21 protein-coding genes and 1 pseudogene are annotated in these 24,583 nt (G+C 43.9%); 19 read left to right on the forward strand and 3 right to left on the reverse strand.

The window, feature by feature from the left end; translation table 11 throughout:
• The 8 genes and pseudogenes from EAE89_RS13735 to ihfB all read left to right on the forward strand — a co-directional run.
• Positions 1–118, forward strand: a pseudogene (locus EAE89_RS13735) (RNA-guided endonuclease InsQ/TnpB family protein); the annotation flags it as partial.
• A gap of 52 nt (positions 119–170) precedes the next feature.
• The gene (locus EAE89_RS13740; RefSeq protein ID WP_214086060.1) at positions 171–446 is read left to right on the forward strand and encodes a type II toxin-antitoxin system TacA family antitoxin; all 276 of its coding nucleotides are present in this window, start codon (positions 171–173) and stop codon (positions 444–446) included.
• 8 nt (positions 447–454) lie between these two features.
• Complete coding sequence (locus EAE89_RS13745) at positions 455–946, forward strand: GNAT family N-acetyltransferase (RefSeq protein WP_214086061.1); 492 nt, start codon at positions 455–457, stop codon at positions 944–946.
• A 171-nt stretch (positions 947–1,117) separates the two neighbouring features.
• Positions 1,118–2,206: a 3-phosphoserine/phosphohydroxythreonine transaminase gene (serC, locus tag EAE89_RS13750; protein ID WP_214086062.1), complete on the forward strand. Its 1,089-nt coding sequence runs from the start codon at positions 1,118–1,120 to the stop codon at positions 2,204–2,206.
• A 239-nt stretch (positions 2,207–2,445) separates the two neighbouring features.
• Positions 2,446–3,732 (forward strand): 3-phosphoshikimate 1-carboxyvinyltransferase, encoded by a 1,287-nt coding sequence (gene aroA / locus EAE89_RS13755; RefSeq protein WP_214086089.1) that lies wholly within the window; start codon positions 2,446–2,448, stop codon positions 3,730–3,732.
• Between the two features lie 170 nt (positions 3,733–3,902).
• Positions 3,903–4,595 carry a (d)CMP kinase gene (cmk, locus tag EAE89_RS13760; protein WP_149616546.1) on the forward strand — a complete coding sequence of 231 codons (693 nt, stop codon included), beginning with the start codon at positions 3,903–3,905 and terminating at the stop codon, positions 4,593–4,595.
• A gap of 172 nt (positions 4,596–4,767) precedes the next feature.
• Positions 4,768–6,441 carry a 30S ribosomal protein S1 gene (gene rpsA, locus EAE89_RS13765; RefSeq protein WP_054479923.1) on the forward strand — a complete coding sequence of 558 codons (1,674 nt, stop codon included), beginning with the start codon at positions 4,768–4,770 and terminating at the stop codon, positions 6,439–6,441.
• A 64-nt stretch (positions 6,442–6,505) separates the two neighbouring features.
• Positions 6,506–6,790 (forward strand): integration host factor subunit beta, encoded by a 285-nt coding sequence (gene ihfB / locus EAE89_RS13770; protein ID WP_036774195.1) that lies wholly within the window; start codon positions 6,506–6,508, stop codon positions 6,788–6,790.
• Positions 6,791–6,898: 108 nt separating this feature from the next.
• Here the strand turns inward: ihfB and EAE89_RS13775 are convergent, their stop codons facing one another.
• Positions 6,899–7,540: a LysE family translocator gene (locus EAE89_RS13775; protein ID WP_054479897.1), complete on the reverse strand. Its 642-nt coding sequence runs from the start codon at positions 7,538–7,540 to the stop codon at positions 6,899–6,901.
• A gap of 4 nt (positions 7,541–7,544) precedes the next feature.
• Positions 7,545–8,357: a 2OG-Fe(II) oxygenase family protein gene (locus EAE89_RS13780; RefSeq protein ID WP_054479898.1), complete on the reverse strand. Its 813-nt coding sequence runs from the start codon at positions 8,355–8,357 to the stop codon at positions 7,545–7,547.
• A gap of 345 nt (positions 8,358–8,702) precedes the next feature.
• Between EAE89_RS13780 and EAE89_RS24015 the strand changes: the two genes are divergently transcribed.
• The 7 genes from EAE89_RS24015 (at position 8,703) to kdsB (ending at position 16,122) form a co-directional block, all read left to right on the forward strand.
• The gene (locus EAE89_RS24015; RefSeq protein WP_262499926.1) at positions 8,703–8,831 is read left to right on the forward strand and encodes a hypothetical protein; all 129 of its coding nucleotides are present in this window, start codon (positions 8,703–8,705) and stop codon (positions 8,829–8,831) included.
• A 218-nt stretch (positions 8,832–9,049) separates the two neighbouring features.
• Complete coding sequence (locus EAE89_RS13785) at positions 9,050–11,377, forward strand: ComEC family protein (RefSeq protein WP_149616547.1); 2,328 nt, start codon at positions 9,050–9,052, stop codon at positions 11,375–11,377.
• A gap of 35 nt (positions 11,378–11,412) precedes the next feature.
• Positions 11,413–13,161: a lipid A ABC transporter ATP-binding protein/permease MsbA gene (gene msbA, locus EAE89_RS13790; protein ID WP_054479900.1), complete on the forward strand. Its 1,749-nt coding sequence runs from the start codon at positions 11,413–11,415 to the stop codon at positions 13,159–13,161.
• On the forward strand, positions 13,158–14,168 hold the full coding sequence (gene lpxK / locus EAE89_RS13795; RefSeq protein ID WP_054479901.1) for a tetraacyldisaccharide 4'-kinase: 1,011 nt from the start codon (positions 13,158–13,160) through the stop codon (positions 14,166–14,168). The genes msbA and lpxK overlap by 4 nt, the downstream gene beginning before the upstream one ends.
• A gap of 421 nt (positions 14,169–14,589) precedes the next feature.
• On the forward strand, positions 14,590–14,805 hold the full coding sequence (locus tag EAE89_RS13800) for a cold-shock protein (RefSeq protein ID WP_054479902.1): 216 nt from the start codon (positions 14,590–14,592) through the stop codon (positions 14,803–14,805).
• A 384-nt stretch (positions 14,806–15,189) separates the two neighbouring features.
• Positions 15,190–15,369 (forward strand): Trm112 family protein, encoded by a 180-nt coding sequence (locus tag EAE89_RS13805; RefSeq protein WP_054479903.1) that lies wholly within the window; start codon positions 15,190–15,192, stop codon positions 15,367–15,369.
• A gap of 3 nt (positions 15,370–15,372) precedes the next feature.
• Positions 15,373–16,122 (forward strand): 3-deoxy-manno-octulosonate cytidylyltransferase, encoded by a 750-nt coding sequence (gene kdsB / locus EAE89_RS13810; protein WP_054479904.1) that lies wholly within the window; start codon positions 15,373–15,375, stop codon positions 16,120–16,122.
• A gap of 211 nt (positions 16,123–16,333) precedes the next feature.
• Here the strand turns inward: kdsB and elyC are convergent, their stop codons facing one another.
• Positions 16,334–17,170 carry an envelope biogenesis factor ElyC gene (elyC, locus tag EAE89_RS13815; protein ID WP_054479905.1) on the reverse strand — a complete coding sequence of 279 codons (837 nt, stop codon included), beginning with the start codon at positions 17,168–17,170 and terminating at the stop codon, positions 16,334–16,336.
• Positions 17,171–17,323: 153 nt separating this feature from the next.
• Between elyC and cmoM the strand changes: the two genes are divergently transcribed.
• Genes cmoM through mukB form a run of 4 tightly spaced genes read left to right on the forward strand, consistent with a single transcriptional unit; the run spans position 17,324 to position 24,576 of the window.
• A complete protein-coding gene (cmoM, locus tag EAE89_RS13820; RefSeq protein WP_149616550.1) occupies positions 17,324–18,109 on the forward strand; it encodes a tRNA uridine 5-oxyacetic acid(34) methyltransferase CmoM in 786 nt (261 codons plus the stop codon).
• The gene (gene mukF, locus EAE89_RS13825; protein WP_214086063.1) at positions 18,106–19,428 is read left to right on the forward strand and encodes a chromosome partition protein MukF; all 1,323 of its coding nucleotides are present in this window, start codon (positions 18,106–18,108) and stop codon (positions 19,426–19,428) included. The genes cmoM and mukF overlap by 4 nt, the downstream gene beginning before the upstream one ends.
• The gene (mukE, locus tag EAE89_RS13830; RefSeq protein WP_054479908.1) at positions 19,409–20,131 is read left to right on the forward strand and encodes a chromosome partition protein MukE; all 723 of its coding nucleotides are present in this window, start codon (positions 19,409–19,411) and stop codon (positions 20,129–20,131) included. Before mukF ends, mukE begins: the two co-directional genes overlap by 20 nt.
• Entirely contained in the window at positions 20,128–24,576 is a 4,449-nt protein-coding gene (gene mukB / locus EAE89_RS13835; RefSeq protein ID WP_149616551.1) for a chromosome partition protein MukB, read from the forward strand. The genes mukE and mukB overlap by 4 nt, the downstream gene beginning before the upstream one ends.
• Positions 24,577–24,583 lie beyond the last annotated feature (7 nt).

Raw genomic sequence — 24,583 nt, forward strand, 5'->3', positions numbered from 1 at the left:
TATCAATGCGGCGCTCAACATCCGGCGCAAGGGCATACAGGAATTACAGGCGGCGGGACTCGTCGTTTCTGCCCATGGAGGCCAGCGTAAATCCGTCACACAGACGGTTGCGGCCTGAGAAGTGGGAGGACTCGCCGTTTACGGCGGGGAGCAGTCACCTGAGGTGTATTATGGCTACTTCCACAGCGCGTTTTGAGGCGCGCATGAGTCCTGATCTACATGCCCTGATTAAACGTGCCGCTGAAATTCAGGGACGTACTATGACTGATTTTGTCGTGTCTGCTGCACAAGATGCCGCGCGGCGCGCGATTGAGCAATCAGAGGTACTCCGTTTGTCTCTGGCTGATCAGACGTGTTTTGCGCAGGCGTTACTGAATCCACCGGAACCTACTCCGGCGCTTGAGCGTGCATTTGCACGTCGCCGCTCTCTGTTACGATCAGAATGAGTTCCATGATGTTTAATGTTATGCAACTCAACGCAGAACACGATCGTGATTCATTCTACAGTGGTTCAGAACCTCTGGATGGTTACTTTCAGAGACAGGTTGGTCAAGATGTTAGGCGCCGCGTAGCAGCTTGTTTTGTTGCGCTTCATGATCACCGTGTGGCTGGATATTATACTCTGGCTGCTGCCAGTATACAGTTGACCGACCTCCCGGTGGCCATGATCAAGAAACTACCACGATACCCAACAGTGCCGGCAGTGCGGATGGGGGGGTTAGCCGTTGATCGGGCATTCAGAAATCAGGGATTAGGTGGAGCGTTGCTGGCCGATGCTCTTGAGAGAACCATTCGTTCCGAAATTGCGTCTTGTGCACTGTTTGTTGACGCAAAAGATGATAATGCAGCGCAATTTTACCAGTATCACGGTTTTATTGCTTTACCCGATTCGCCATTTAACTTATTCCTCCCCCTAACGGCGGTGAATAAAAAGGAGAAAAAATAAGAAGTTCACCTGTGATAGCGCTGAATGAACAAGTTTATTGGCTATTTTTGCAATAGTTTTGTTCAACGCTTGAATAACCATTGCAGCAATGAAATGGGAATGATACAACCGATATATCAGATTCTTAATTGTTATCAATCATTGTTATTTCGTCAGATTAAGGTGAGGTAAATGAATCAGGTATATAATTTCAGTTCGGGTCCCGCTATGCTGCCGGTTGAAGTATTGCGTAGAGCAGAACAGGAACTGTGCAACTGGCAGGGCATTGGGACTTCGATTATGGAGGTTAGTCACCGTGGGAAGGCGTTTGTCGCGGTGGCAAAAGAAGCAGAAAATGATCTGCGAGATTTATTGTCAGTCCCTGAAAACTATAAGGTCTTGTTTTGCCATGGTGGTGCCCGCGGTCAATTTGCTGCTATCCCAATGAACCTGCTGGGTAACAAGGTTAAAGCTGATTATATTGATGGTGGTTATTGGGCTGCATGTGCCGTTAAAGAAGCAGAAAAATACTGCACGCCGAATGTGATTAATATTAAAACTGAGATTAATGGCTTGAAAAGCATTAAGCCAATGAGCAAATGGGTATTGAGTAATGATGCAGCATATGTTCATTATTGCCCAAATGAGACCATTGATGGGATCGAAATTCATCAAGAACCGGATTTTGATGATAACAAAGTTGTTATTGCTGATTACTCTTCCTCAATACTTTCCAAACCACTGGATGTCAGCCGTTACGGTATGATTTATGCGGGAGCGCAGAAAAATATTGGTCCTGCAGGTCTTACTCTGGTTATTGTTCGTGAAGATTTATTAGGTCAAGCCCGTCAAGAAATCCCGTCCATTCTTGATTATGCTGTTTTGGCAAAGAATGATTCCATGTTCAACACGCCGCCAACTTTTGCCTGGTATCTCTCGGGTCTGGTCTTTAAGTGGCTGAAAGAGCAGGGGGGATTACAAGAGATGGCAAAACGTAATCAGGCTAAAGCTGAGCTGCTTTATAATGCCATTGATAACAGTGATTTCTATCGTAACCAGATTGCCCCTGAAAATCGTTCTCTGATGAATGTACCGTTCCAAACGGCAGATGCTTCACTGGATAACAAATTTCTGACAGAAGCGGATGCACAAGGATTGCAGGCACTGAAAGGGCACCGTATTTCCGGCGGTATGCGCGCTTCTATTTATAATGCTATGCCGATAGAAGGTGTTCGGGCTTTGGTCGATTTTATGGCTGATTTTGAGCGCCGTAACGGTTGATTTGTCAACTTTAACCGGGAACATGTGTTCCCGGAATATTCAGTGCTAGCAATATTTCCTCAAACATATAGAGGTATATACCCAATAGATTTCAAGATGGATCGCGACGGCAAGGGAGCGAATCCCCGGGAGCCTAGATAACTCTATGACTGGGGTGAGTGAGTGCAGCCAACAAAGAGGCAACTTGAAAGATAACGGGTATAGAATAATTTAATCAACAACCGGAGATCTTGTTGTTTATGCAATCCCTGACGCTACAACCTATTTCCTCCATTAATGGAACCATTAACCTGCCAGGGTCAAAAAGTGTTTCCAACCGCGCATTATTACTGGCGGCTTTTGCTGAAGGTACAACCTGTCTGACTAACTTGTTGGATAGTGATGATATCCGCCATATGCTCAATGCATTGACTGAGCTAGGTGTTAGTTATCGTTTGTCTGATGATCGTACCCGTTGCGAAGTTGACGGTATGGGTGGATTGATTACGGGTAAAGGGCCGGTAGAGCTGTTTCTGGGTAATGCTGGGACGGCAATGCGCCCACTGGCCGCCGCCTTATGCTTTGGCAAGAATAACATTATTCTTACCGGTGAACCTCGGATGAAAGAGCGCCCAATTGGTCATCTTGTCGATGCTTTGCGCCAAGGTGGAGCAGAAATTGATTATCTGGAACAAGAAAATTATCCACCGTTACACATTCAAGGCGGTTTTATCGGCGGTAAAGTCACCGTAGATGGTGGTGTTTCCAGCCAGTTTCTCACTGCATTACTGATGACCGCACCATTGGCAGAAAATGATTGTGAGATTCATATTCAGGGTGAATTGGTTTCTAAGCCTTATATTGATATCACTTTGGCATTAATGAAAAGCTTCGGTATTACCGTCGGGCACGATCAATATCAGGTTTTCTATATTAAAGGCCAGCAAAAATACCGCTCTCCGGGTCATTATTTGGTTGAAGGTGATGCCTCTTCTGCTTCTTATTTTCTGGCGGCAGCAGCAATTAAAGGAGGTACTGTGCGCGTGACCGGGATTGGTAAATACAGCCTTCAGGGAGATACCAAATTTGCCAATGTATTGGAAAAAATGGGCGCGAAAATTCGCTGGGGTGATGACTTTATTGAATGTGAACGTGGCATATTGACTGGCGTTGATATGGATATGAATGAAATCCCCGATGCGGCAATGACAATCGCAACGGCTGCATTATTTGCGCAGGGGGAAACAGTGATTCGCAATATATACAACTGGCGGGTAAAAGAAACCGATCGGCTTCATGCAATGGCAACTGAATTACGTAAAGTTGGTGCTGAGGTAGAAGAAGGGCGAGATTACATCCGAATCACACCACCACAAAGAATATTACCTGCGGAAATTGGTACTTATAACGATCACCGGATGGCAATGTGCTTCTCATTGGTGGCTCTGTCTGATACACCGGTTACTATTCTCGATCCAGGTTGTACAGCAAAAACTTTCCCTGATTATTTCAATCAATTGGAAAGATTGAGTCAGCGTAAGTCATAATCATCGATGATTATGACTCAATCAAGCACATTTCTTTGATCGAAACCAAGAATGTGCTTATTCCGATCACCCTCTGAGTGAGTATAATAAGCTACAGATATTGATTGTTTTATTGAGTAAGATTCAGCATTCGGCGAAGAGTGAATTTGCCATGCTAAAGGAGAACAATAATGGTGGCGATAGCCCCAGTGATAACTGTTGATGGGCCAAGTGGTGCAGGTAAAGGAACTTTATGTCAGGCATTGGCAGAAGTTTTAGGCTGGCAATTACTTGATTCCGGTGCTATTTATCGGGTATTAGCGCTGGCAGCGATTCATCATCAGGTGGATATTCGGTCCGAAGATGCATTAGTTCCTCTGGCTGCTAATCTTGATGTACGCTTTGTCCCGGAAAAAGGGAAGCTCAGTGTGATACTCGAAGGCGAAGATGTCAGTAATGAAATCCGTACTGAAACGGTCGGAAATACCGCTTCGCAGGTAGCCGCTTTCCCACGGGTTCGTGAAGCGTTATTACGGCGCCAGCGTGCTTTTCGGGGTGCACCGGGTTTGATTGCTGATGGTCGTGATATGGGAACCGTTGTATTTTCTGATGCGCCAGTGAAAATATTTCTTGATGCAAGTGCAGAAGAACGCGCGCGCAGACGTATGCTACAGTTGCAGGAAAAGGGCTTTAGTGTTAACTTTGAATGTCTTTTGTCCGAGATACAGGAGCGTGATTATCGTGACCGTAATCGGGCAGTTGCACCATTAGCGCCCGCAGAAGACGCATTAATACTGGATTCAACCAGTATGTCTATCGAAGAAGTTATCGATAAAGCGCTAAGTTATGCGAAAAAAATTCTTTCATTACCTAAGCGATTTTAAGTTTTTAGCTTATAATTGAGGGTGATGTACTAAAAATTAGGTATGTAGGTTAATAAAATTTTCTGCATACCAGGCAACCTTGTAACAGGGAATTGTGGCAAGGCATGTAAAACAACCCCATTCGGCTGGAGGCTAAGTGGACGTTAAATTAAAACTCTTGAAGACCATTAACATGACAGAATCTTTTGCTCAACTCTTTGAAGAATCCCTGCAATCTATCGAAACTCGCCCGGGCGCTATTGTTCGCGGTGTAGTTGTCGCTATCGATAAAGACGTTGTACTGGTTGATGCAGGTCTGAAATCAGAATCTGCTATTCCTGTAGAACAGTTTAAAAATGTTCAGGGTGAGCTGGAAATCCAGGTTGGTGATGAAATTGATGTTGCACTGGATGCTGTAGAAGATGGTTTCGGTGAAACTGTACTGTCCCGTGAGAAAGCAAAACGCCATGAAGCATGGTTGATGCTGGAAAAAGCTTACGAAGACGCAGAAACAGTTACCGGTATTATCAACGGCAAAGTGAAGGGCGGCTTTACAGTCGAACTGAACGGTATCCGTGCATTCCTGCCTGGTTCTCTGGTTGATGTTCGTCCAGTTCGTGATACTACTCACCTGGAAGGTAAAGAGCTTGAGTTTAAAGTCATCAAGCTGGATCAGAAACGCAACAACGTAGTTGTTTCCCGTCGTGCTGTTATCGAATCTGAAAACAGTGCAGAACGTGATCAACTGCTGGAAAACCTGCAAGAAGGTATGGAAGTTAAAGGTATCGTTAAGAACCTGACTGACTACGGTGCATTCGTTGATCTGGGCGGCGTTGATGGCTTACTGCACATTACCGATATGGCTTGGAAACGTGTTAAACATCCAAGTGAAATCGTCAATGTGGGTGATGAAATCACAGTTAAAGTACTGAAATTCGACCGTGAGCGTACCCGTGTATCTCTGGGCCTGAAACAACTGGGCGAAGATCCTTGGGTAGCTATCGCTAAACGTTACCCAGAAAGTACTAAACTGACTGGCCGCGTAACTAACCTGACTGATTACGGCTGCTTCGTAGAAATCGAAGAGGGCGTTGAAGGTCTGGTACACGTTTCAGAAATGGATTGGACCAACAAAAACATCCACCCATCCAAAGTTGTTAACGTTGGTGATGTTGTGGAAGTTATGGTTCTGGATATCGATGAAGAACGTCGTCGTATCTCCCTGGGTCTGAAACAGTGTAAAGCTAACCCATGGCAGCTGTTTGCTGAAACTCACAACAAAAATGACCGCGTTGAAGGCAAGATCAAGTCTATCACTGACTTCGGTATCTTCATTGGTCTGGATGGCGGTATTGACGGCCTGGTTCACTTGTCTGACATCTCCTGGAACGTTACCGGTGAAGAAGCAGTTCGTGAATACAAAAAAGGCGACGAAATTGCCGCTGTTGTTCTGCAAGTTGATGCAGAGCGTGAGCGTATCTCTTTGGGCATCAAACAATTGGCGGAAGATCCATTCAATAACTACCTGTCTGTAAACAAGAAAGGTGTTATTGTTACTGGTAAAGTCACCGCAGTTGATGCTAAAGGTGCGACAGTAGAACTGGCTGACGGCGTTGAAGGTTATCTGCGTGCATCAGAAGCTTCTCGTGACCGTGTTGAAGATGCAACTCTGGTTCTGAACGTTGGCGATGCAGTTGAAGCTAAATATACTGGTGTTGATCGCAAAAACCGCGTAATCAACCTGTCTGTTCGCGCTAAAGACGAAGCTGACGAAAAAGATGCTATCGCTTCTGTGAACAAACAAGAAGATGCGAACTTTGCTAACAATGCAATGGCTGAAGCTTTCAAAGCAGCTAAAGGCGAATAATTTAAGTGATAACGATGGATAACACATTAGTGTGTTATCCAAACGGTAGTTTAGGGAGGTACTAATGACCAAGTCTGAATTAATTGAAAGGCTTGCTGGTCAGCAATCTCATATTTCGGCCAAGACCGTTGAAGATGCAGTGAAAGAAATGCTCGATCATATGGCTGAAACTTTGGCAGATGGTGAGCGGATAGAAGTGCGCGGATTCGGCAGTTTTTCTCTTCACTACCGTGCTCCGCGTGTAGGTCGTAACCCTAAAACGGGTGATAAAGTGGAATTGGAAGGTAAATACGTTCCTCATTTTAAACCCGGTAAAGAGTTACGTGATCGCGTAAATATCTACGATTAAGTTTGAAGATAACGAGTTATTACTTATTTTTAATTTCAAACAGCACCTTTGGGTGCTGTTTTTATTAATAGTTCAGCTTTTTGGTCAGCATTTTGATTTACTTAAAGCTCATGTATAAGAAAATCTCAGATTAAATAATGTTATTGAATATGAAAAGAAATATAGCCCAAGTATAATCAAAGTGACACCGCTGGCATAATTAATAAACTTGATAACACGATAATTAAGCATTTTTTTGGAGAAAAATATAATGGTGTTAATAAATGCAACCCAAAAAATAACACCAATAATTGTTCCCGATGCACCGATAGCTAAACCGTATTTGTCTGATGTAATATTGTTGAGTTGTGCACTTACAGATAACCAAAAGATAATATTGTAGGGATTTAATAGTGTTAACAATACACCATCAAAAAACTGTCTATGATAGGGAGTGGAGATGATATTGATATTTTCTTCATTTTTCCTATTTATAAAGCTGATAATACCAAACCAAATTACCATTAATGCACCTAAAAAACCAAAAATAGGCATAAAAATAGTATTAGAAAACAATTGTAATATACCAAATCCTAAAAGTAATAAATAAATTATATCAGCAAAACAAGCACCTAAACCAAAAACCACTGCATGAAGACAACTGATATTCAAGTGCCTGCGCATAATTTCTATATTTATAGGACCAACGGGAGCCGCAGCTCCCAGACCTAAAAGAAAAAATGTCCCTAATGTACTCATTACAGCGATCATATAGTTAATTCCATAACATTAGATGTTTATTTAGTGATAATCCTATAAAGCTTTGCAATGATATTCTACACCCGTCAGAAAAACTGCGAATTGCATGAGGTTTCCGGGTATTTATTATTATTAAATCCCCTTGTTCTGGTTTTATGAGAATGGACTGCGGGAGAGAGCCTCGCCAATCATATTCTGGATTGTCTTCAATTAATTCGGTGATAGGAATAGCAGGGACATCCCACAGCTCTAGCTCTCCTCCATTTGTCGGTGTTTTTATGTATATATTCACAGAGAATTGACCCAGTAAATTGATGGATTGTTGTTGAAGGCCATCAAAATGAGGTTGTTTTTCAACCATGAAAGAGCGTTCGGGCCTTCTCATAACCCTGGCAATCCCAGCATGCATCTTTTTACCTTCAAAATTTGCGATACTGGCTCCGGCAGACCACACTTCATCCAACTCTAGACGGAATTTGTCGAAAGGCGCTAGCAATGGGGCACAGAAATTTCTGACGTCTCTTATTGCGGATAATGCATTATCAAAATATTTTTTATAACTATCGCTATCTTTGGATTTGCCAAAAGTTGTGTTGTAAGAAACGCCGATTCTATCAACACCATAATCAACTAAAACAATATCATCTCCTTTTTTCAAGTCATGAGGGTGACATTCCAGATTTTTATGGGAGAGAAAAAAATCAGAGAGTTTGTTTGCAAGATGACTATCTACATACTGTTTTATATGAATTGCTAACGCTTCATTATTAAATAACTTAGTAAGATCATGTTCTCGTAAAGAATCTGATACAATTATTTCATTGTTCATAAAAACCACCTTGTTATATCTAACATGATTTTAGATGATTTTTTCCACATAGAACGTGCTGGAAAATATTTTCAATATTCTATATTAAGTAATAATATTTAATCAATGTGATTTTAATTCTAAAAATTAGATGTGAATTTCAATTGATTTAACTAATTTAATATAATATCTGGAAATAACAATTTCAAAAAGAAGTTAATTTAATATTCAATTGTGATGATAAATAGATAATGTGATTTCTTTCGTGAATTATTTATGGTTTAGATTGTGCGTTTTTATACCCAATAGATTTCAATTTGCAGCGCGGCGGCAAGAGAACGCATCCCCAGGAGTATAGATAACGATGTGACTGGGGTAAGTGAACGCAGCCAACAAAGCAGCAGCTTGAAGGATGAAGGGTATATCTGTAATGCGGGCATGATATCGCGATATATTTTACTTGATACTTTTGTCGAATATAAAGAAGAAAAATAAAAAACAATATGCTCGCATCAGTAAAAAACTCATCATATAACTAACTTGAAATTCACGTAAAAAATATTTTGCGAAGCGGCTCGCATTAGTTTTTGAAATTTTTCTTAATATAAAATTAATTTGTGAAGGTGTTTGATAATTCTTTAGGTGCTTATGGCTGCTTTGGAAAAGATAAGGAATACTCTGTTGCGAAAATAAAAGGGTAAGGATGAATAAGGATGTGGCTTTCAGTTTTGATAAACAGGATAACGATAAATTGGAAGCAACCGATTCCGGTAATCAGCGTTAATCAGGCTGCGATAGCAATTATTATCGGTATTATACCCTTGCTTTTTTTGCCTGAATTACCCCAGAAATGGCAAATTATTACATTTTTGTTATTGGCTCTATTCTGTTTATTTTTGCCATTTTGTATTTGCCGGATGATCTCAATTTCATTGCTGGCATTTCTGCTAGGGTGTTGGCAGGGAAATCATCTGCTTGAACAAATAATCTATCTTAGTGAGAGAGGACATATATCGCAGGCTATTATTGAAAGCTTGTCGTTGGGTGATGAGGGAAAAAACAAAGTTCTTCTTCGCCTGATTAAAACGGAAGATAAAATTATTTTTCCGCCGCTGTATGTCTCTGCTTATTGGGATTTTCCCTCTGACACTTTGTGTGCTGGTCAAAAATGGCAGTTAAACATGAAATTACGACCTGTTCATAGCCAGCTAAATCAAGGTGGTTATGATAGTCAGCGTAGAGCATTGGCTATTCGTCAACCTCTGACAGGAAAAGTGATCCATGCTGAATTAATTGATGAAAAATGTAATTTACGCCAGCAATTGGTCAGTAATATTGCGCCGGCTATTCGTGAGTTAAAACATAGTGGCATTGCAATGGCATTAGCCTTTGGTGAGCGTCAATGGTTGAGCAAGGAGAATAATTTATTATTACAGCAAACAGGCACGGCGCATCTTATGGCGATTTCAGGGTTACATATTACTGTTGCCAGTATGTTTGGTTGGTGGATGGCAAGATTCTTGCAACTCTTTTTTCCTATCCATTGGATAGGGCACAGATTCCCACTGATCTCTGGCTGGATAGTCGCAATGATTTATGTATGGCTATCGGGTTGGGGTATTCCGGCTATTCGCGCCTTACTGGGTTTGACACTTTGGCTTTATTTACGTTATAGAAATATTCTGTGTTTCCCTTGGCAATGGGCATTGTGGACTGCTGCAATTATTCTGTTATTTGATCCTCTGACCGTGCTTTCTGACAGCTTTTGGCTCTCTTTCTTTGCCGTGATGGCGCTAATGTTCTGGTTTCGCTGGGCACCGTTGGTTGAACCATTTCGTTATGGTTGGAAATGGTTGTGGCTGCGTGGGTTATATATGCAAATGGGCATGATGTTGATGCTTATTCCCCTCCAACTATTATTGTTTCATGGCGTTAATTTTTCCGCTCTATTTGCTAATTTCTGGGCAGTGCCAATCATCTCTTTTATTACTGTTCCGTTGATCATGTTGGCATTAATCAGCGCTTTTTGTCCTTTTATTCACGCTTTACTATGGCAATTGGTTGATTATTCTGTGACTTTCTCTTTGATCCCTTTGCCTGTTTTGCAACAGTCATGGAGTGAAACGGGTGGTTTTCCCATCTTGATAACGTTTATTGGCTGGTTTGTCGTTATTATCTGGCGATTCGCTTGGTGGCAATCATATAAGTTACTGATTGGCATTTTTTTAGGTGTCATGCTCTGTTATTTGAGGCGTAATGAAGAATATCTGTGGCGATTTTCTATGCTGGATGTTGGGCATGGGCTTGCTGTTCTCATTGAGAAAGATGGCAAGGCGTTGATTTTTGATACCGGTAATCGCTGGGAAACGGGCAGTGTGGCTGAGAGAATGATAATTCCTTATTTGCGCTGGCACAGATTAACGCTGGAGCAAATTATTATTAGTCATAATCATCTGGACCATACCGGTGGGTTGGAATTCTTACAACGGAAATATCCTGATATTGCTGTCAGAAGTCCTTTAACCGACAATAAACATCTTCCCTGTATACGCGGTGAACAGTGGCAATGGCAAGGATTGAGCTTCCGGGTATTATGGCCGCCAGAAAGGGTAGTGAATGCGGGTAATAATGAATCCTGTGTCATTCGTGTAGAAGATGGTAAACATAGCGTGTTGCTGACCGGGGATCTGGAAAAACAGGCGGAATATAAGCTACTGGGAATAGAAAAAGACAATTTAAGATCGACAATATTGCAGGTTCCACATCATGGTAGTAATACCTCATCTACAGCTGCCTTTATTCACACGGTTGCTCCACAATATGCATTTGCTTCTGTCGCACGTTATAGCCCATGGCGGCTTCCGTCGATTAAGGTACAACGACGTTATCGCAAAGCCGGGGTGGAATGGCGTAGTACCTCAGTATCCGGGCAGATAACCGGTTGTTTTTACAGCGATCACGTTGAGATTATCGGATACAGACAACAAATTATGTCACGCTGGTATCATCAGTGGTTTGGTATTCGAGGCGATCATGAGTAGAATAACCTGCTATTTCTTTTGGTGTTGGTAACTCAATAATGAATGATAAAGACCTTTCTACCTGGCAGACGTTTCGCCGACTATGGCCAATCATTTCTCCGTTTAGGATTGGGCTGATAGTTGCTGCGGTTGCACTAATTATTAATGCTGCCGGTGATACATTAATGCTTTCATTGCTTAAGCCTTTACTGGATGAAGGTTTCGGCAAAGCAAGCACTGATGTACTGAAATGGATGCCGCTGATCGTGATTGCTCTGATGGTTATGCGTGGGCTATCCGGGTTTGTATCAAGTTATTGTATCTCTTGGGTCTCCGGTAAAGTGGTGATGCAGATGCGCCGTCGTCTGTTTGGTCATATGATGGGGATGCCGGTATCATTTTTTGATCAGCAATCCACTGGCACTCTGCTTTCCCGTATTACTTACGATTCTGAGCAGGTGGCTTCTTCCTCTTCTAGTGCATTAATTACCGTGGTTAGGGAAGGGGCATCAATTATCGGTCTGTTTATTTTGATGTTTTACTATAGCTGGCAATTATCTCTGATCCTGATTGTGATTGCGCCGATAGTCTCATTGGTTATTCGCTCGGTATCAAAGCGGTTTCGCAATATCAGTAAAAATATGCAGAACAGCATGGGACAAGTGACTGCCAGTGCTGAGCAGATGCTGAAAGGGCACAAAGAAGTGTTGATTTTCGGTGGGCAAAAAGTAGAAACCGAACGCTTTAATAAAGTCAGTAACAATATGCGTCAGCAAGGCATGAAGATGGTTTCTGCTTCATCGATTTCTGATCCCATTATTCAGCTTATTGCTTCATTTGCTTTGGCTTTCGTCCTGTATGCAGCAAGTTTTCCGGAGATTATGGATACACTGACTGCGGGTAAAATTACCGTGGTATTCTCATCAATGATTGCGTTGATGCGTCCGTTAAAATCTTTGACTAATGTTAACGCACAATTCCAGCGTGGCATGGCGGCCTGTCAGACTCTGTTTGCTATTCTGGATATGGAGCAGGAAAAAGATGAAGGCAAATTGGAGCTTAAAAAAGCGGACGGTAATATTGAATTCCGTAATGTGACTTTCTGTTACCCGACTAAAGAACTGCCAGCGTTACAAAACATTTCTATACATATTCCGGCTGGAAAAATTGTTGCTTTAGTTGGGCGCTCTGGCTCGGGTAAATCCACAATAGCGAATTTGCTGACTCGTTTTTATGATGTCAATGAAGGCAGTATTCTGCTTGATGACCATGATTTACGGGAATATACGCTTTCTTCTTTGCGCGGACAGGTTGCTCTGGTATCGCAGAATGTGCATTTGTTTAATGACACGGTAGCGAACAATATTGCTTATGCCAGTGAAAACCAATATAGCCGTGAAGAGATTGAGCGGGCGGCTGAAATGGCTTATGCAATGGATTTTATCAGGAAACTGGATAACGGCCTGGATACCATGATTGGTGAAAATGGGGTGTTGCTTTCTGGTGGTCAGCGTCAACGTATTGCTATCGCGCGTGCTTTATTGCGTGATTCTCCGGTTCTTATTCTTGATGAGGCAACTTCGGCACTGGATACTGAATCCGAGCGGGCAATTCAGGCGGCATTGGATGAATTGCAGAAGAATAGAACTTCACTGGTGATTGCACATCGTCTGTCAACCATTGAGAAAGCCGATGAAATTCTGGTTATTGAAGATGGGCATATTGTTGAACGAGGTAATCATCTCTCTCTGCTGGAGAAAAATGGCGTTTACTCACAACTACATCGGATGCAATTTGGGCAATGATTGAGCGCATATGGTCAGGCCGCTCATGGCTTTATTTGCTGTTGTTACCTTTTTCAGCCCTTTATGGGCTGATAAGTGGATTACGGCGGTTGAGTTATAAAATTGGGCTGAGTAAGTCTTGGAAAGCGCCTGTACCTGTTGTGGTCGTGGGTAATTTGACTGCCGGAGGTAATGGTAAAACTCCGGTAGTTATCTGGCTGGTGGAACAGTTACAGAAAAAAGGCTATCGGGTTGGTGTTGTTTCTCGCGGTTATGGTGGTAAAGCAGAAAATTACCCTTTGCTGGTGACTGAAAATATCACAACGGCTCAAGCAGGTGATGAACCTGTGCTGATTCATCGTCGTACTGGTTCACCTGTGGCGGTTGCTCCAAGGCGGGTTGAAGCAGTAAAAGCATTATTGGCAAGTACACCACTGGATATCATCGTTACTGATGATGGTTTACAGCACTATGCTTTGCAACGGGATTTTGAAATCGCTGTGATTGATGGTGTGCGCCGCTTTGGTAATGGTTGGTGGCTGCCGGCTGGTCCGATGCGTGAATTATCTGGGCGATTGAATACGGTTAATACCATTATTACAAATGGTGGTACGCCTCAGTCAGGCGAATTATCCATGACATTAGCTGGTGGGCTGGCGGTGAATATGGTTAGTGGTGAAAAGCGAATGGTGAACCTTATACCTGATGTTGTTGCTATGGCCGGAATTGGGCATCCGCCACGGTTTTTTGCTACTCTGCAACAGTTAGGTGCTGACTTACAAAAAGAGTGTGCGTTTGCCGATCATCAAATGTACACCAAAGATCAATTGAACCATCTGGCTGATGCAAACCAGAATTTACTCATGACGGAAAAAGATGCAGTTAAGTGTTTTAATTTTGCTCAGTCCAATTGGTGGTACTTACCGGTAGATGCTCAATTACCGCAGGAAAAGGGGCAAGTGATGTTGGATAGCATCTGTTCACTATTGTCCGTTAGTAAATTGTCCGTCAGTAAAAAAACTGAGTAAATTTCAAAAGTATGCAGTGACTGCTCTGCTGGTTGGGCTTTTTACGATAACCTCATTTAGATAAGAATTTCTAATGTTTTTGCTGAGTTATTCTTTGCCAATTTATACAATTTTAATAGTTGCTCCCAGATTTATTTGATTTTCTGCTATTGTTGAATGATATTAAAATTATCCATTGTGGCGGAGTGGCTGAACAACCGTTTTGTGTAGTTGATTCAAATTGTATAGTTGATTCAGGCAGTCGCAATGTTGGCGGGATACTTGTTTGTATCCAATTACTCAAGCAAATGCACTACTCAAGTTAAGGGTATTTTAAGTATTGAAATGGAGATGGAGCTTTATTCGAAAACTTAATAAAGAGTAGCAAACATCAAAAACAATAGATTGAATTATTGTGAGATGAACAGAAGGGAAAGTTATCATGACATTACAATTACAAATGGGCAGAGTAAAATGGTTTGATGAGAATAAAGGATATGGTGTTATTTCTCCACAGGATGGCGGGCAAGACATATTTGTCAGTAGAAAAGCGATTGCCAATACAAAAAATAAATCACTTACAGAAGGGCAGAATGTAGAGTTCTCAATTATTCGCAACGGTTATAGTTTAACCGCAGCAGATGTGATTGCATTCTAGTTCTCTATCTTATGGAGTTATTTTATTGTTATTCTTTAATAAAGAAGGAGCTTGAGCCATGTTTCGGACAAAGGCAATAGCTCTTTTTGAAGGTACTTTCGGTGAGTCCGGAGGGAGAACGAAGTGTGTCATTATTTCACATATCACGTTTGCGCTCCGGTTTCTCGCTGCTTGTGGTTTGTGTTCACGATTTGTTAACTAGCATGGTTTGCACCCAATATCTCTCCTGAGATAGTTCTAAATCTTCAACAAATTACCCTATTTGAATTCTTGTGGATAATATTGGGAAAAGGATCGAAAGATCAAATAACAAGAGTTAACGATGATACCGGGCTTATGTTATTCTGAGCCGTATTGAATCAAGGCTCCATAATTGGAGGATGTATGGATCACCGTTTACTCGAAATTATTGCTTGCCCTGTATGTAACGGAAAACTCAGCTACGATAAAGAGAATTTCGAACTTATCTGTAAGCTAGATCGACTTGCGTTTCCTGTGCGAGATGGCATTCCAGTCCTGTTAGATCACGAAGCTCGTGAATTACCTCTGGATGAGGAAAGATAAAGTATGTTCACAGTTATTATTCCTGCCCGCTTTGCTTCGACCCGCTTACCCGGAAAGCCATTAGCCGATATTCACGGCAAGCCAATGATTGTTCGTGTGATGGAGCGGGCTATACGCTCCGGTGCTAAACGCGTTATTGTGGCGACGGATAATCACGACGTTGTTTCAGCGGTTGTTGCTGCGGGGGGAGAGGCTTGCCTGACCAGTGCGAATCATCATTCTGGTACTGAACGGTTAGCGGAGGTTATCGACAAATATCAGTTCGCCGATGATGAAATTATCGTTAACGTTCAGGGAGACGAGCCGTTAATTCCTGAAGAGATTATTAAGCAGGTTGCAGAGAATTTGGCGGGTTGCAAAGCGGGAATGGCAACTCTGGCCGTCCAGATTGATAATGCAGAAGAAGCTTTTAACCCTAATGCCGTGAAAGTGGTGATGGATAAACAGGGTTATGCACTCTATTTCTCTAGGGCGACGATCCCGTGGGAGCGTGATCGTTTTATTCAATCGCGAGAAACGATTGGCGAGAATTTCCTGCGTCATATAGGTATTTATGCCTATCGTGCGGGTTTTATCCGTCGTTATGTACAATGGGAGCCGAGTCCATTAGAGCAGATTGAAATGCTGGAGCAATTACGAGTGCTTTGGTACGGCGAAAAAATTCATGTGGGAACAGCACTGAAAGCACCGGGAGCGGGGGTTGATACTCCAGAAGATTTAGCCGCAGTCAGAAAGGCATTGACTGAAATTTGATTACTGGTTTGAACCTATCCCAATAGATTTCAATTTGCAGCGCGGCGGCAAGAGAACGCATTCCCAGGAGCATAGATAACGATGTGACTGGGGTAAGTGAACGTAGCCAACAAAGCAGCAACTTGAAAGATGAAGGGTATATTCTTTGATTAACGAAAGTGCGGCATTAATTAATTGCGCTTTCGTTTCTCCCCGTTTTTCAGGAAATGGTTTACGGATCAAGTTGTGAATTTACCGGCTGAGAATTATCTGATTTTTTGGGAGGCTCTGAATCTCTCGATGGTTTAATACGTTGCCAGATAGTGCCTAACGTTTCATACCATGCCCGTTCTGAATGAGACAGATAATAAGCAGATGGCAGGTATTTTTCCCAGGGATGTAACGGTGAAGTGATCGCTAACTGATTTGCTGGGCCGGGAATGGGATTTAGCCCTTGTTGTTGAAAGAAAGTGATTGCCCGCTGCATATGATTGGCGGAGGTAACTAGAATAAAAGAGTGCTTACCAATTAATTTTTCAACTTCATTGGCTTCCTGTTCAGTATCCATGGGTTCTGTTAGTGCAATTGTATCCTCGGCGGGTACGCCGAGTGATTGTGCGACTATAGCGGCGACTTCCGCGCTGCTTTTAGAATTCGTTCCTTTACCTCCGGTAAAAACCATTTTAGAACCGGGATTGAGGTGATATAAACGGATACCTTCTGTTACCCGAGGCAAACTGTTGCTGAGTAAGTTTGAACTGGGTGCCCAATTTGGGTTATAAGTGAAGCCACCACCAAGAACTACGATATAATCAACCGGTGGATTGATGTCACTAGGCTCAGATTGATAACCTTTAGCATAAGTTGATTCCAGTGGTAACAGCAGCTTATCGGCAATGGGTTGCAGGCTTAGCAGAAGCAGCGCAAGCCAACTCAATGTGAGAACGGTTTTTCCTGTTTTTTGCCAACGGGTAAACCACAACAATAATAAGGCAACAAGTGAAATCAGTAATATTAATGATAGAGGCATCACCATTGCCCCCAAGTACTTTTTGAATAAGAATAGCATTTATTTGCCTTAATTTGGTTGAGTTTTAACCATATGGCCCACGATTTGTAGTCAAAAGTGGTTATATCAATGAATGCTGTGCCAAAATAGCAGCTAGCATAATGAAATCTCAACAGATAAATCAGATTTATTCCATTAGTGAGGCAGTTTTTCATGCGGGATCGCAATTTCGATGATATTGCAGACAAATTCTCTCGTAATATTTACGGCACAACCAAAGGTAAAATCAGGCAAGCCGTTGTCTGGCAGGATATCAGCGAATTACTGGCTCAATTACCTCAACGTCCATTGCGTATTTTAGATGCAGGTGGCGGTGAGGGTAATATGGCATGCCAATTAGCTGAATTAGGTCATCAAGTGATACTTTGTGATTTATCAGAAGAGATGATCCAACGAGCAAGGCTGGCCGCAGAAGAAAAAGGGGTCAGCCAAAATATGCGATTTATACAAAGCCCGGTACAGGAAATTAGCCAATATATAGAGCAGCCGGTAGATTTGATATTATTCCATGCGGTATTGGAATGGATTACCGAACAGAAATATGTAATAGAAGTGTTAACGAATATCATTAATCCTGGCGGTGCTTTGTCTTTAATGTTTTACAATGCTAATGGCTTGGTAATGCGTAATGCTATTTTAGGTAATTTTCATTTAGCGACACCCAATATGCAACGTCGCAGAAAACGTTCATTGTCTCCGCAAAATCCATTAGCACCTGAACAGGTATATCAATGGCTTGCTGAATTAAATTTGGCAATTATCGGTAAAACGGGTGTACGGATTTTTCACGATTATTTGCAAAGTCGTCAATTACAGAATGAGAACTTTCCGGCGTTGTTGGCATTAGAACAGCGTTATTGCCGACAGGAACCTTATATCAGTTTGGGGCGCTACATTCATGTCATGGCCCGCAAGCCAGCGTTAAAGGAAGAATTATGAGTGAGTATTCCCAGACTGTCCCGGAATTAGTGTCTTGGGCGAGGAAAAATGATTTTTCCATTTCATTGCCGGCGGAAAGATTAGCTCTTCTGATGGCAATTGCGGTGTTGAATAGCGAACGCCTTGACGGTGAGATGAGCGAAGGAGAACTGGTTGATGCTTTTCGTGAAGTTTGCAAAGGATTTGAGCAGACCACAGAATCGGTCGCGGTGCGGGCTAACAATGCTATCAATGATATGGTGCGGCAGAAACTTCTCAACCGTTTTACCAGTGAACTGGCAGACGGTAATGCAATCTATCGTTTAACCCCGCTTGGTATCAGCATCAGTGACTACTACATCCGCCAGCGGGAATTTTCTACCTTACGTCTTTCGATGCAACTTTCGATTGTAGCAAGTGAGTTACATCGGGCGGCAGAGGCAGCGGAAGAAGGGGGAGATGAATTTCACTGGCACCGGAATGTTTTTGCCCCGCTGAAATATTCGGTTGCAGAAATCTTCGATAGTATTGATATGTCCCAGCGAGTGATGGATGAGCAGCAAAACTCGGTTAAAGAAGATATTGCGGCGTTGTTGAATCAAGATTGGCAGGCAGCGATTGCCAACTGTGAGCAACTGTTATCCGAAACATCCGGTACATTGCGGGAACTCCAGGACACACTAGAAGCGGCTGGAGATAAACTCCAGGCTAATTTGCTGCGTATTCAGGATGCGAATATGGACAGTGGCGGATCAGAGCTGGTGGATAAACTGGTATTTGATCTGCAAAGTAAGCTGGACCGTATTATCAGCTGGGGTCAGCAGGCGATTGATTTATGGATTGGCTACGACCGTCACGTTCACAAATTTATCCGTACTGCGATTGATATGGATAAAAACCGTATTTTCTCTCAGCGCTTACGTCAATCAGTTCAACACTATTTTGATAACCCGTGGACCCTCATTGTGGCTAACGCGGAGCGTTTGCTGGATATGCGGGATGAAGAATTGACGTTATCCAATGAAGAAGTTACCGGTGAATTGCCGTTAGAACTGGAATATGAAGAATTCAGTGAAATAAACGAACAACTGGCAGAAATGATTGAAAAAGCGCTGTTGATATATCAGCAGGAACAACGCCCACTGGATTTGGGTGCGGTGCTAAGGGATTATCTTGCTCAGCATCCGCTTCCTCGTCACTTTGATGTGGCACGTATTTTGGTGGATCAAGCTGTACGGTTGGGTGTGGCAGAAGCAGATTTCTCTGGGTTGCCAGCGGAATGGTTAGCGATTAATGATTACGGAGCCAAGGTGCAGGCACATGTCATCGACACATATTGAACAATTTATGCCGGTTAAACTGGCACAGGCGTTAGCCAACTCACTTTTCCCGGAACTGGACAGCCAGCTTCGCGCGGGTCGTCATATTGGGCTGGATGATCTTGATAATCACGCTTTTCTGATGGATTTTCAGGAGCAATTGGAAGAGTTTTACGCCCGCTATAATGTGGAGTTGATCCGTGCACCAGAAGGTTTCTTCTATCTGCGGCCTCGTTCAGCCACATTGATCCCGCGCTCAGTATTATCAGAGCTGGATATGATGGTAGGAAAAATCCTCTGTTATCTCTATCTCAGCCCGGAACGTCTGACTAATCAAGGGATTTTTACTTCTCAGGAGCTATATGAAGAGCTGATCTCGCTGGCTGATGAGGGCAAACTGATGAAGTTTGTCAACCAGCGATCCTCCGGTTCCGACTTGGATAAACAGAAATTGCAGGAAAAAGTGCGTACTGCGCTTAATCGCCTGCGTCGTTTGGGCATGGTCTATTTCCTGCCAAATGACAATAGCAAATTTACCATCACTGAAGCGGTATTCCGTTTTGGTGCAGATGTACGTAGTGGCGACGATCCTCGTGAAGTACAACTGAGGATGATCCGTGATGGTGAGGCAATGCCGGTTGAAGGCAGCTTGTCGCTTGATGACAGTGAAAATGATGAAACACCGGATAGCTCAGCAGAGGGTGCGGGAGATGAACAACCATGATTGAACGCGGTAAATTTCGTTCACTGACGCTGGTTAACTGGAATGGTTTTTTTGCCAGAACTTTTGATCTTGATGAACTGGTAACAACCTTATCAGGCGGTAATGGTGCGGGTAAATCCACCACCATGGCAGCTTTCGTCACCGCATTGATCCCTGATTTAACCTTGTTGCATTTCCGTAACACCACCGAAGCCGGTGCCACTTCCGGTTCCCGTGATAAAGGGTTGCATGGCAAGTTGCGTGCCGGGGTCTGTTATTCAACGCTGGATGTGATTAACTCCCGTCATCAGCGGGTGGTGGTTGGGGTGAGATTGCAACAGGTGGCGGGTCGTGATCGCAAAGTTGATATCAAACCTTTTATGATCCAAGGATTGCCAACTGCTATCCAACCTACTCAGTTACTGACTGAAAATGTCGGTGAAAGACAGGCGCGTGTATTGCCGTTGAATGAACTGAAAGACCGTCTTGATGAAATGGAAGGTGTGCAGTTCAAGCAATTTAGCTCCATCACGGATTACCATGCCTTGATGTTTGATTTGGGCGTTATCCCCAAACGCCTACGTTCAGCGGGTGATCGCAGTAAATTCTATCGTCTGATCGAAGCTTCCCTGTACGGCGGTATTTCCAGCGCCATTACCCGTTCCCTGCGTGATTACCTGTTGCCGGAAAACAGCGGTGTTCGGAAAGCATTTCAGGATATGGAAGCGGCATTGCGCGAAAACCGCATAACGCTGGAAGCTATTCGAGTCACCCAATCTGATCGTGATCTGTTCAAACACTTGATCACCGAAGCAACTTCTTACGTGTCAGCTGACTATATGCGCCATGCCAATGAGCGGCGCACTTATCTGGATCAAGCACTGGCATTGCGGGGTGAACTGTTTGGTAGCCACAGACAACTGGCAACTGAGCAATATCGCCATGTTGAAATGGCGCGGGAGTTGGCTGAGCAAAATGGCGCCTCCTCCGATTTAGAAACGGATTATCAGGCTGCCAGTGATCATCTAAATCTGGTGCAGACCGCCATGCGCCAGCAGGAAAAGATTGATCGTTATCAGGTGGATCTGGAAGAACTTTCCTATCGTCTGGAAGAACAGACCGAAGTTGTTGAAGAAGCCGGCGAGCTTCAGGCTGAGTATGAAGCCAGAGCGGAAGCAGCTGAACAGGAAGTGGATGAGCTGAAAAGTCAGTTGGCTGATTATCAGCAGGCACTGGATGTTCAGCAAACCCGTGCTATTCAGTATCAACAGGCGTTACAAGCGCTGGAGCGCGCCCGTGAACTTTGTCAGCTACCGGATCTTGCCGCCGATAATGCAGAAACATGGCTGGAAACTTTTCAGGCTAAAGAGCAGCAGGCGACAGAAGCTCTGTTGATGTTGGAACAGAAATTAAGTGTGGCAGATGCGGCTCATAATCAGTTCGAACAGGCGTATCAACTGGTTAAAAGTATGGTTGGTGAAATCAACCGTAGTGAAGCCTGGCAGAGCGCTCGTGAATTGCTGCGTGATTGGCCGTCACAGCGACATCTGGCGGATCGCGTTCAGCCGTTTCGCATGCAGTTGGCTGAACTGGAGCAGCGCTTGAACAACCAACAAAATGCGGAACGTTTATTAAGCGAATTTTGTAAACGTCAGGGACAGCAATATCAGGCTGAAGATCTGGAAGGATTACAAAATGAACTTGAAGCCCGGCAGGAAGCATTAAGTTTAAGTGTCAATGAAAGCGGTGAGCGTCGTATGGAAATGCGACAGGCGCTTGAACAGCTAAAACAGAAAATTCAGTCACTGACTGCCCGCGCCCCGGTCTGGCTGGCTGCGCAGGATACCCTGAACCAACTGTGTGAACAGAATGGTGAAGCGCTGGCGAGCAGTAATGACGTGACGGAATATATGCAGCAGTTGCTTGAACGTGAACGTGAGGCAACGGTAGAGCGTGATGAAATTGCGGCGCAGAAACGTGAGTTGGAAAAGCAGATCGAGCGCCTCAGCCAGCCGAGTGGTGCGGAAGACAGCCGGATGATTGCCTTAGCGGAACGTTTCGGTGGGGTTTTGCTGTCAGAAATTTATGACGATATCACCATTGATGACGCGCCTTATTTCTCGGCCCTGTATGGGCCAGCGCGTCACGGTATTGTGGTGCCCGATCTTTCTCTGGTTCGTCCACAGCTTGAAACGCTGGAAGATTGCCCGGAAGATCTCTATCTCATTGAAGGTGATCCTCAATCCTTTGATGACAGCGTATTTAATGCCGAAGAGCAGACAAATGCGGTATTGGTTAAATCTTCTGACCGCCAATGGCGTTATTCTCGTTACCCTGAATTGCCGTTGTTTGGCCGTGCTGCCAGAGAAAATCGTTTAGAAGTTTTGAATTTGGAGCGCGATACCTTGGCGGAGCGTTATGCCACGCTCTCTTTTGATGTACAGAAAATTCAGCGTGCTCATCAGGCGTTCAGTCAGTTTGTCGGTAAACACCTCTCTGTGGCATTTGATACCGATCCGGAAGCGGAAATCCGTGAACTAAGGCAGCGTCACACGGAACTGGAACGTGAACTATCCCGGTTTGAAGATCAAACCCAACAACAGCGTCAGCAATATACTCAGGCTAAAGAGAGCCTGACGACATTAAATCGCCTAATCCCTCAAGTTACGCTATTGCTGGATGAAACCTTAATCGATCGCGTAGAGGAAGTACGTGAAGAGCTGGACGAAGCACAGGAAGCGGCCCGTTTCCTACAACAGCATGGTTCGGCGCTGGCAAAGTTGGAACCGATGGTTGCGGTTCTGCAAAGCGATCCACAGCAACATGAGCAGTTGCAACGGGACTATGAAATCGCCAAACATAGCCAGCATCAAGCTAAACAACAGGCATTTGCGCTGGTGGAAGTGGTACAGCGTCGAGCGCATTTTAGCTACAGTGATTCTGCGGGTATGCTCAACGAAAATGTGGATTTGAATGACAAACTGCGTCAGCGTCTGGAACATGCAGGATCGGACCGCAGCCGCGCCCGCGAACAACTGCGTCAACAGCAAGCGCAGTATTCCCAATTTAACCAGGTGCTGGCCTCCCTGAAAAGCTCTTATGAAACCAAACAAGATATGCTGAAAGAGCTGGAACAGGAGATGAAAGAGATTGGTGTTCAAGCGGATGCGAATGCTGAAATTCGTGCCCGTGAGCGCCGTGATCGGCTCCATGAAGCGCTCAGCACTAACCGTTCCAGAATCAACCAGCTTGAGAAGCAGATCGCTTTTTGTGAAGCAGAGATGGAAAGCTTGCAGAAAAAACTGCGGAAACTGGAACGCGATTACCATCAAATCCGCGAGCAAGTGGTTGCGGCTAAATCGGGTTGGTGTGCAGTAATGCGCATGGTGAAAGACAATGGCGTTGAGCGTCGTCTGCATCGTCGTGAACTGGCTTATATGGAGGGGGGCGCGTTACGTTCCATGTCGGATAAGGCGTTGGGTGCATTGCGTCTGGCAGTGTCTGATAACGAACATCTACGTGATGCGCTGCGTTTATCCGAAGATCCAAAACGTCCTGAACGTAAGATTCAATTCTTCATTGCGGTTTATCAGCATCTGCGTGAACGTATTCGTCAGGATATTATCCGCACTGACGATCCGGTTGATGCCATTGAACAGATGGAAATTGAGCTGGCTCGTCTGACAGAAGAGCTGACAGCCCGCGAGCAGAAATTAGCTATCAGTTCGAAGAGTGTGGCGAATATTATCCGCAAAACCATTCAGCGCGAGCAGAACCGCATCCGCATGCTGAACCAAGGGTTACAAGCAGTCTCCTTTGGACAAGTTCGTGGTGTGCGGTTGAATGTCAACGTGCGTGAAAGCCACGCGCTATTGCTGGATGTGTTGTCTGAACAGCAAGAACAGCATCAGGATCTCTTTAACAGCCAGCGATTAACCTTCTCGGAAGCAATGGCAAAACTTTATCAGCGCCTGAATCCGCAAGTAGATATGGGGCAGCGCTTACCGCAAACCATAGGTGAAGAGTTATTGGATTACCGTAACTACTTGGAACTGGATGTTGAAGTTAACCGTGGATCGGATGGCTGGTTAAAAGCAGAGAGTGGGGCGCTATCGACAGGTGAAGCGATCGGTACCGGCATGTCGATTCTGGTGATGGTGGTACAGAGTTGGGAAGAAGAATCTCGCCGTTTGCGTGGTAAAGATATTTCCCCTTGTCGATTGTTATTCCTTGATGAAGCGGCGCGTTTGGATGCTAAATCTATCGCTACCTTGTTTGAACTATGTGAGCGCCTGCAAATGCAGTTAATTATCGCTGCCCCGGAAAATATCAGCCCTGAAAAAGGGACCACTTATAAACTGGTGCGTAAGGTATTTAAAAACCACGAACATGTGCATGTGGTTGGGCTGAGAGGATTTGGGCAGGATGTTCCGGCAACTCAATTGATTTCAGATGTTACTGCTTAATTAAATG

The sequence above is a fragment of the Photorhabdus heterorhabditis genome (assembly GCF_018448905.1).
Taxonomy (GTDB): domain Bacteria; phylum Pseudomonadota; class Gammaproteobacteria; order Enterobacterales; family Enterobacteriaceae; genus Photorhabdus; species Photorhabdus heterorhabditis.

Coding starts and splice junctions, on each gene's coding strand:
- rpsA (WP_054479923.1), top strand. CDS start 4,768: ATGACAGAATCTTTTGCTCAACTCTTTGAAGAATCCCTGCAATCTATC.
- mukF (WP_214086063.1), top strand. CDS start 18,106: ATGAGTGAGTATTCCCAGACTGTCCCGGAATTAGTGTCTTGGGCGAGG.
- EAE89_RS13780 (WP_054479898.1), bottom strand. CDS start 8,357: ATGAACAATGAAATAATTGTATCAGATTCTTTACGAGAACATGATCTT.
- elyC (WP_054479905.1), bottom strand. CDS start 17,170: ATGCTATTCTTATTCAAAAAGTACTTGGGGGCAATGGTGATGCCTCTA.
- ihfB (WP_036774195.1), top strand. CDS start 6,506: ATGACCAAGTCTGAATTAATTGAAAGGCTTGCTGGTCAGCAATCTCAT.
- serC (WP_214086062.1), top strand. CDS start 1,118: ATGAATCAGGTATATAATTTCAGTTCGGGTCCCGCTATGCTGCCGGTT.
- EAE89_RS13775 (WP_054479897.1), bottom strand. CDS start 7,540: ATGATCGCTGTAATGAGTACATTAGGGACATTTTTTCTTTTAGGTCTG.
- EAE89_RS13785 (WP_149616547.1), top strand. CDS start 9,050: ATGTGGCTTTCAGTTTTGATAAACAGGATAACGATAAATTGGAAGCAA.
- mukE (WP_054479908.1), top strand. CDS start 19,409: ATGTCATCGACACATATTGAACAATTTATGCCGGTTAAACTGGCACAG.
- EAE89_RS13800 (WP_054479902.1), top strand. CDS start 14,590: ATGACATTACAATTACAAATGGGCAGAGTAAAATGGTTTGATGAGAAT.
- cmoM (WP_149616550.1), top strand. CDS start 17,324: ATGCGGGATCGCAATTTCGATGATATTGCAGACAAATTCTCTCGTAAT.
- EAE89_RS13805 (WP_054479903.1), top strand. CDS start 15,190: ATGGATCACCGTTTACTCGAAATTATTGCTTGCCCTGTATGTAACGGA.
- kdsB (WP_054479904.1), top strand. CDS start 15,373: ATGTTCACAGTTATTATTCCTGCCCGCTTTGCTTCGACCCGCTTACCC.
- aroA (WP_214086089.1), top strand. CDS start 2,446: ATGCAATCCCTGACGCTACAACCTATTTCCTCCATTAATGGAACCATT.
- lpxK (WP_054479901.1), top strand. CDS start 13,158: ATGATTGAGCGCATATGGTCAGGCCGCTCATGGCTTTATTTGCTGTTG.
- EAE89_RS13745 (WP_214086061.1), top strand. CDS start 455: ATGTTTAATGTTATGCAACTCAACGCAGAACACGATCGTGATTCATTC.
- mukB (WP_149616551.1), top strand. CDS start 20,128: ATGATTGAACGCGGTAAATTTCGTTCACTGACGCTGGTTAACTGGAAT.
- cmk (WP_149616546.1), top strand. CDS start 3,903: ATGGTGGCGATAGCCCCAGTGATAACTGTTGATGGGCCAAGTGGTGCA.
- EAE89_RS13740 (WP_214086060.1), top strand. CDS start 171: ATGGCTACTTCCACAGCGCGTTTTGAGGCGCGCATGAGTCCTGATCTA.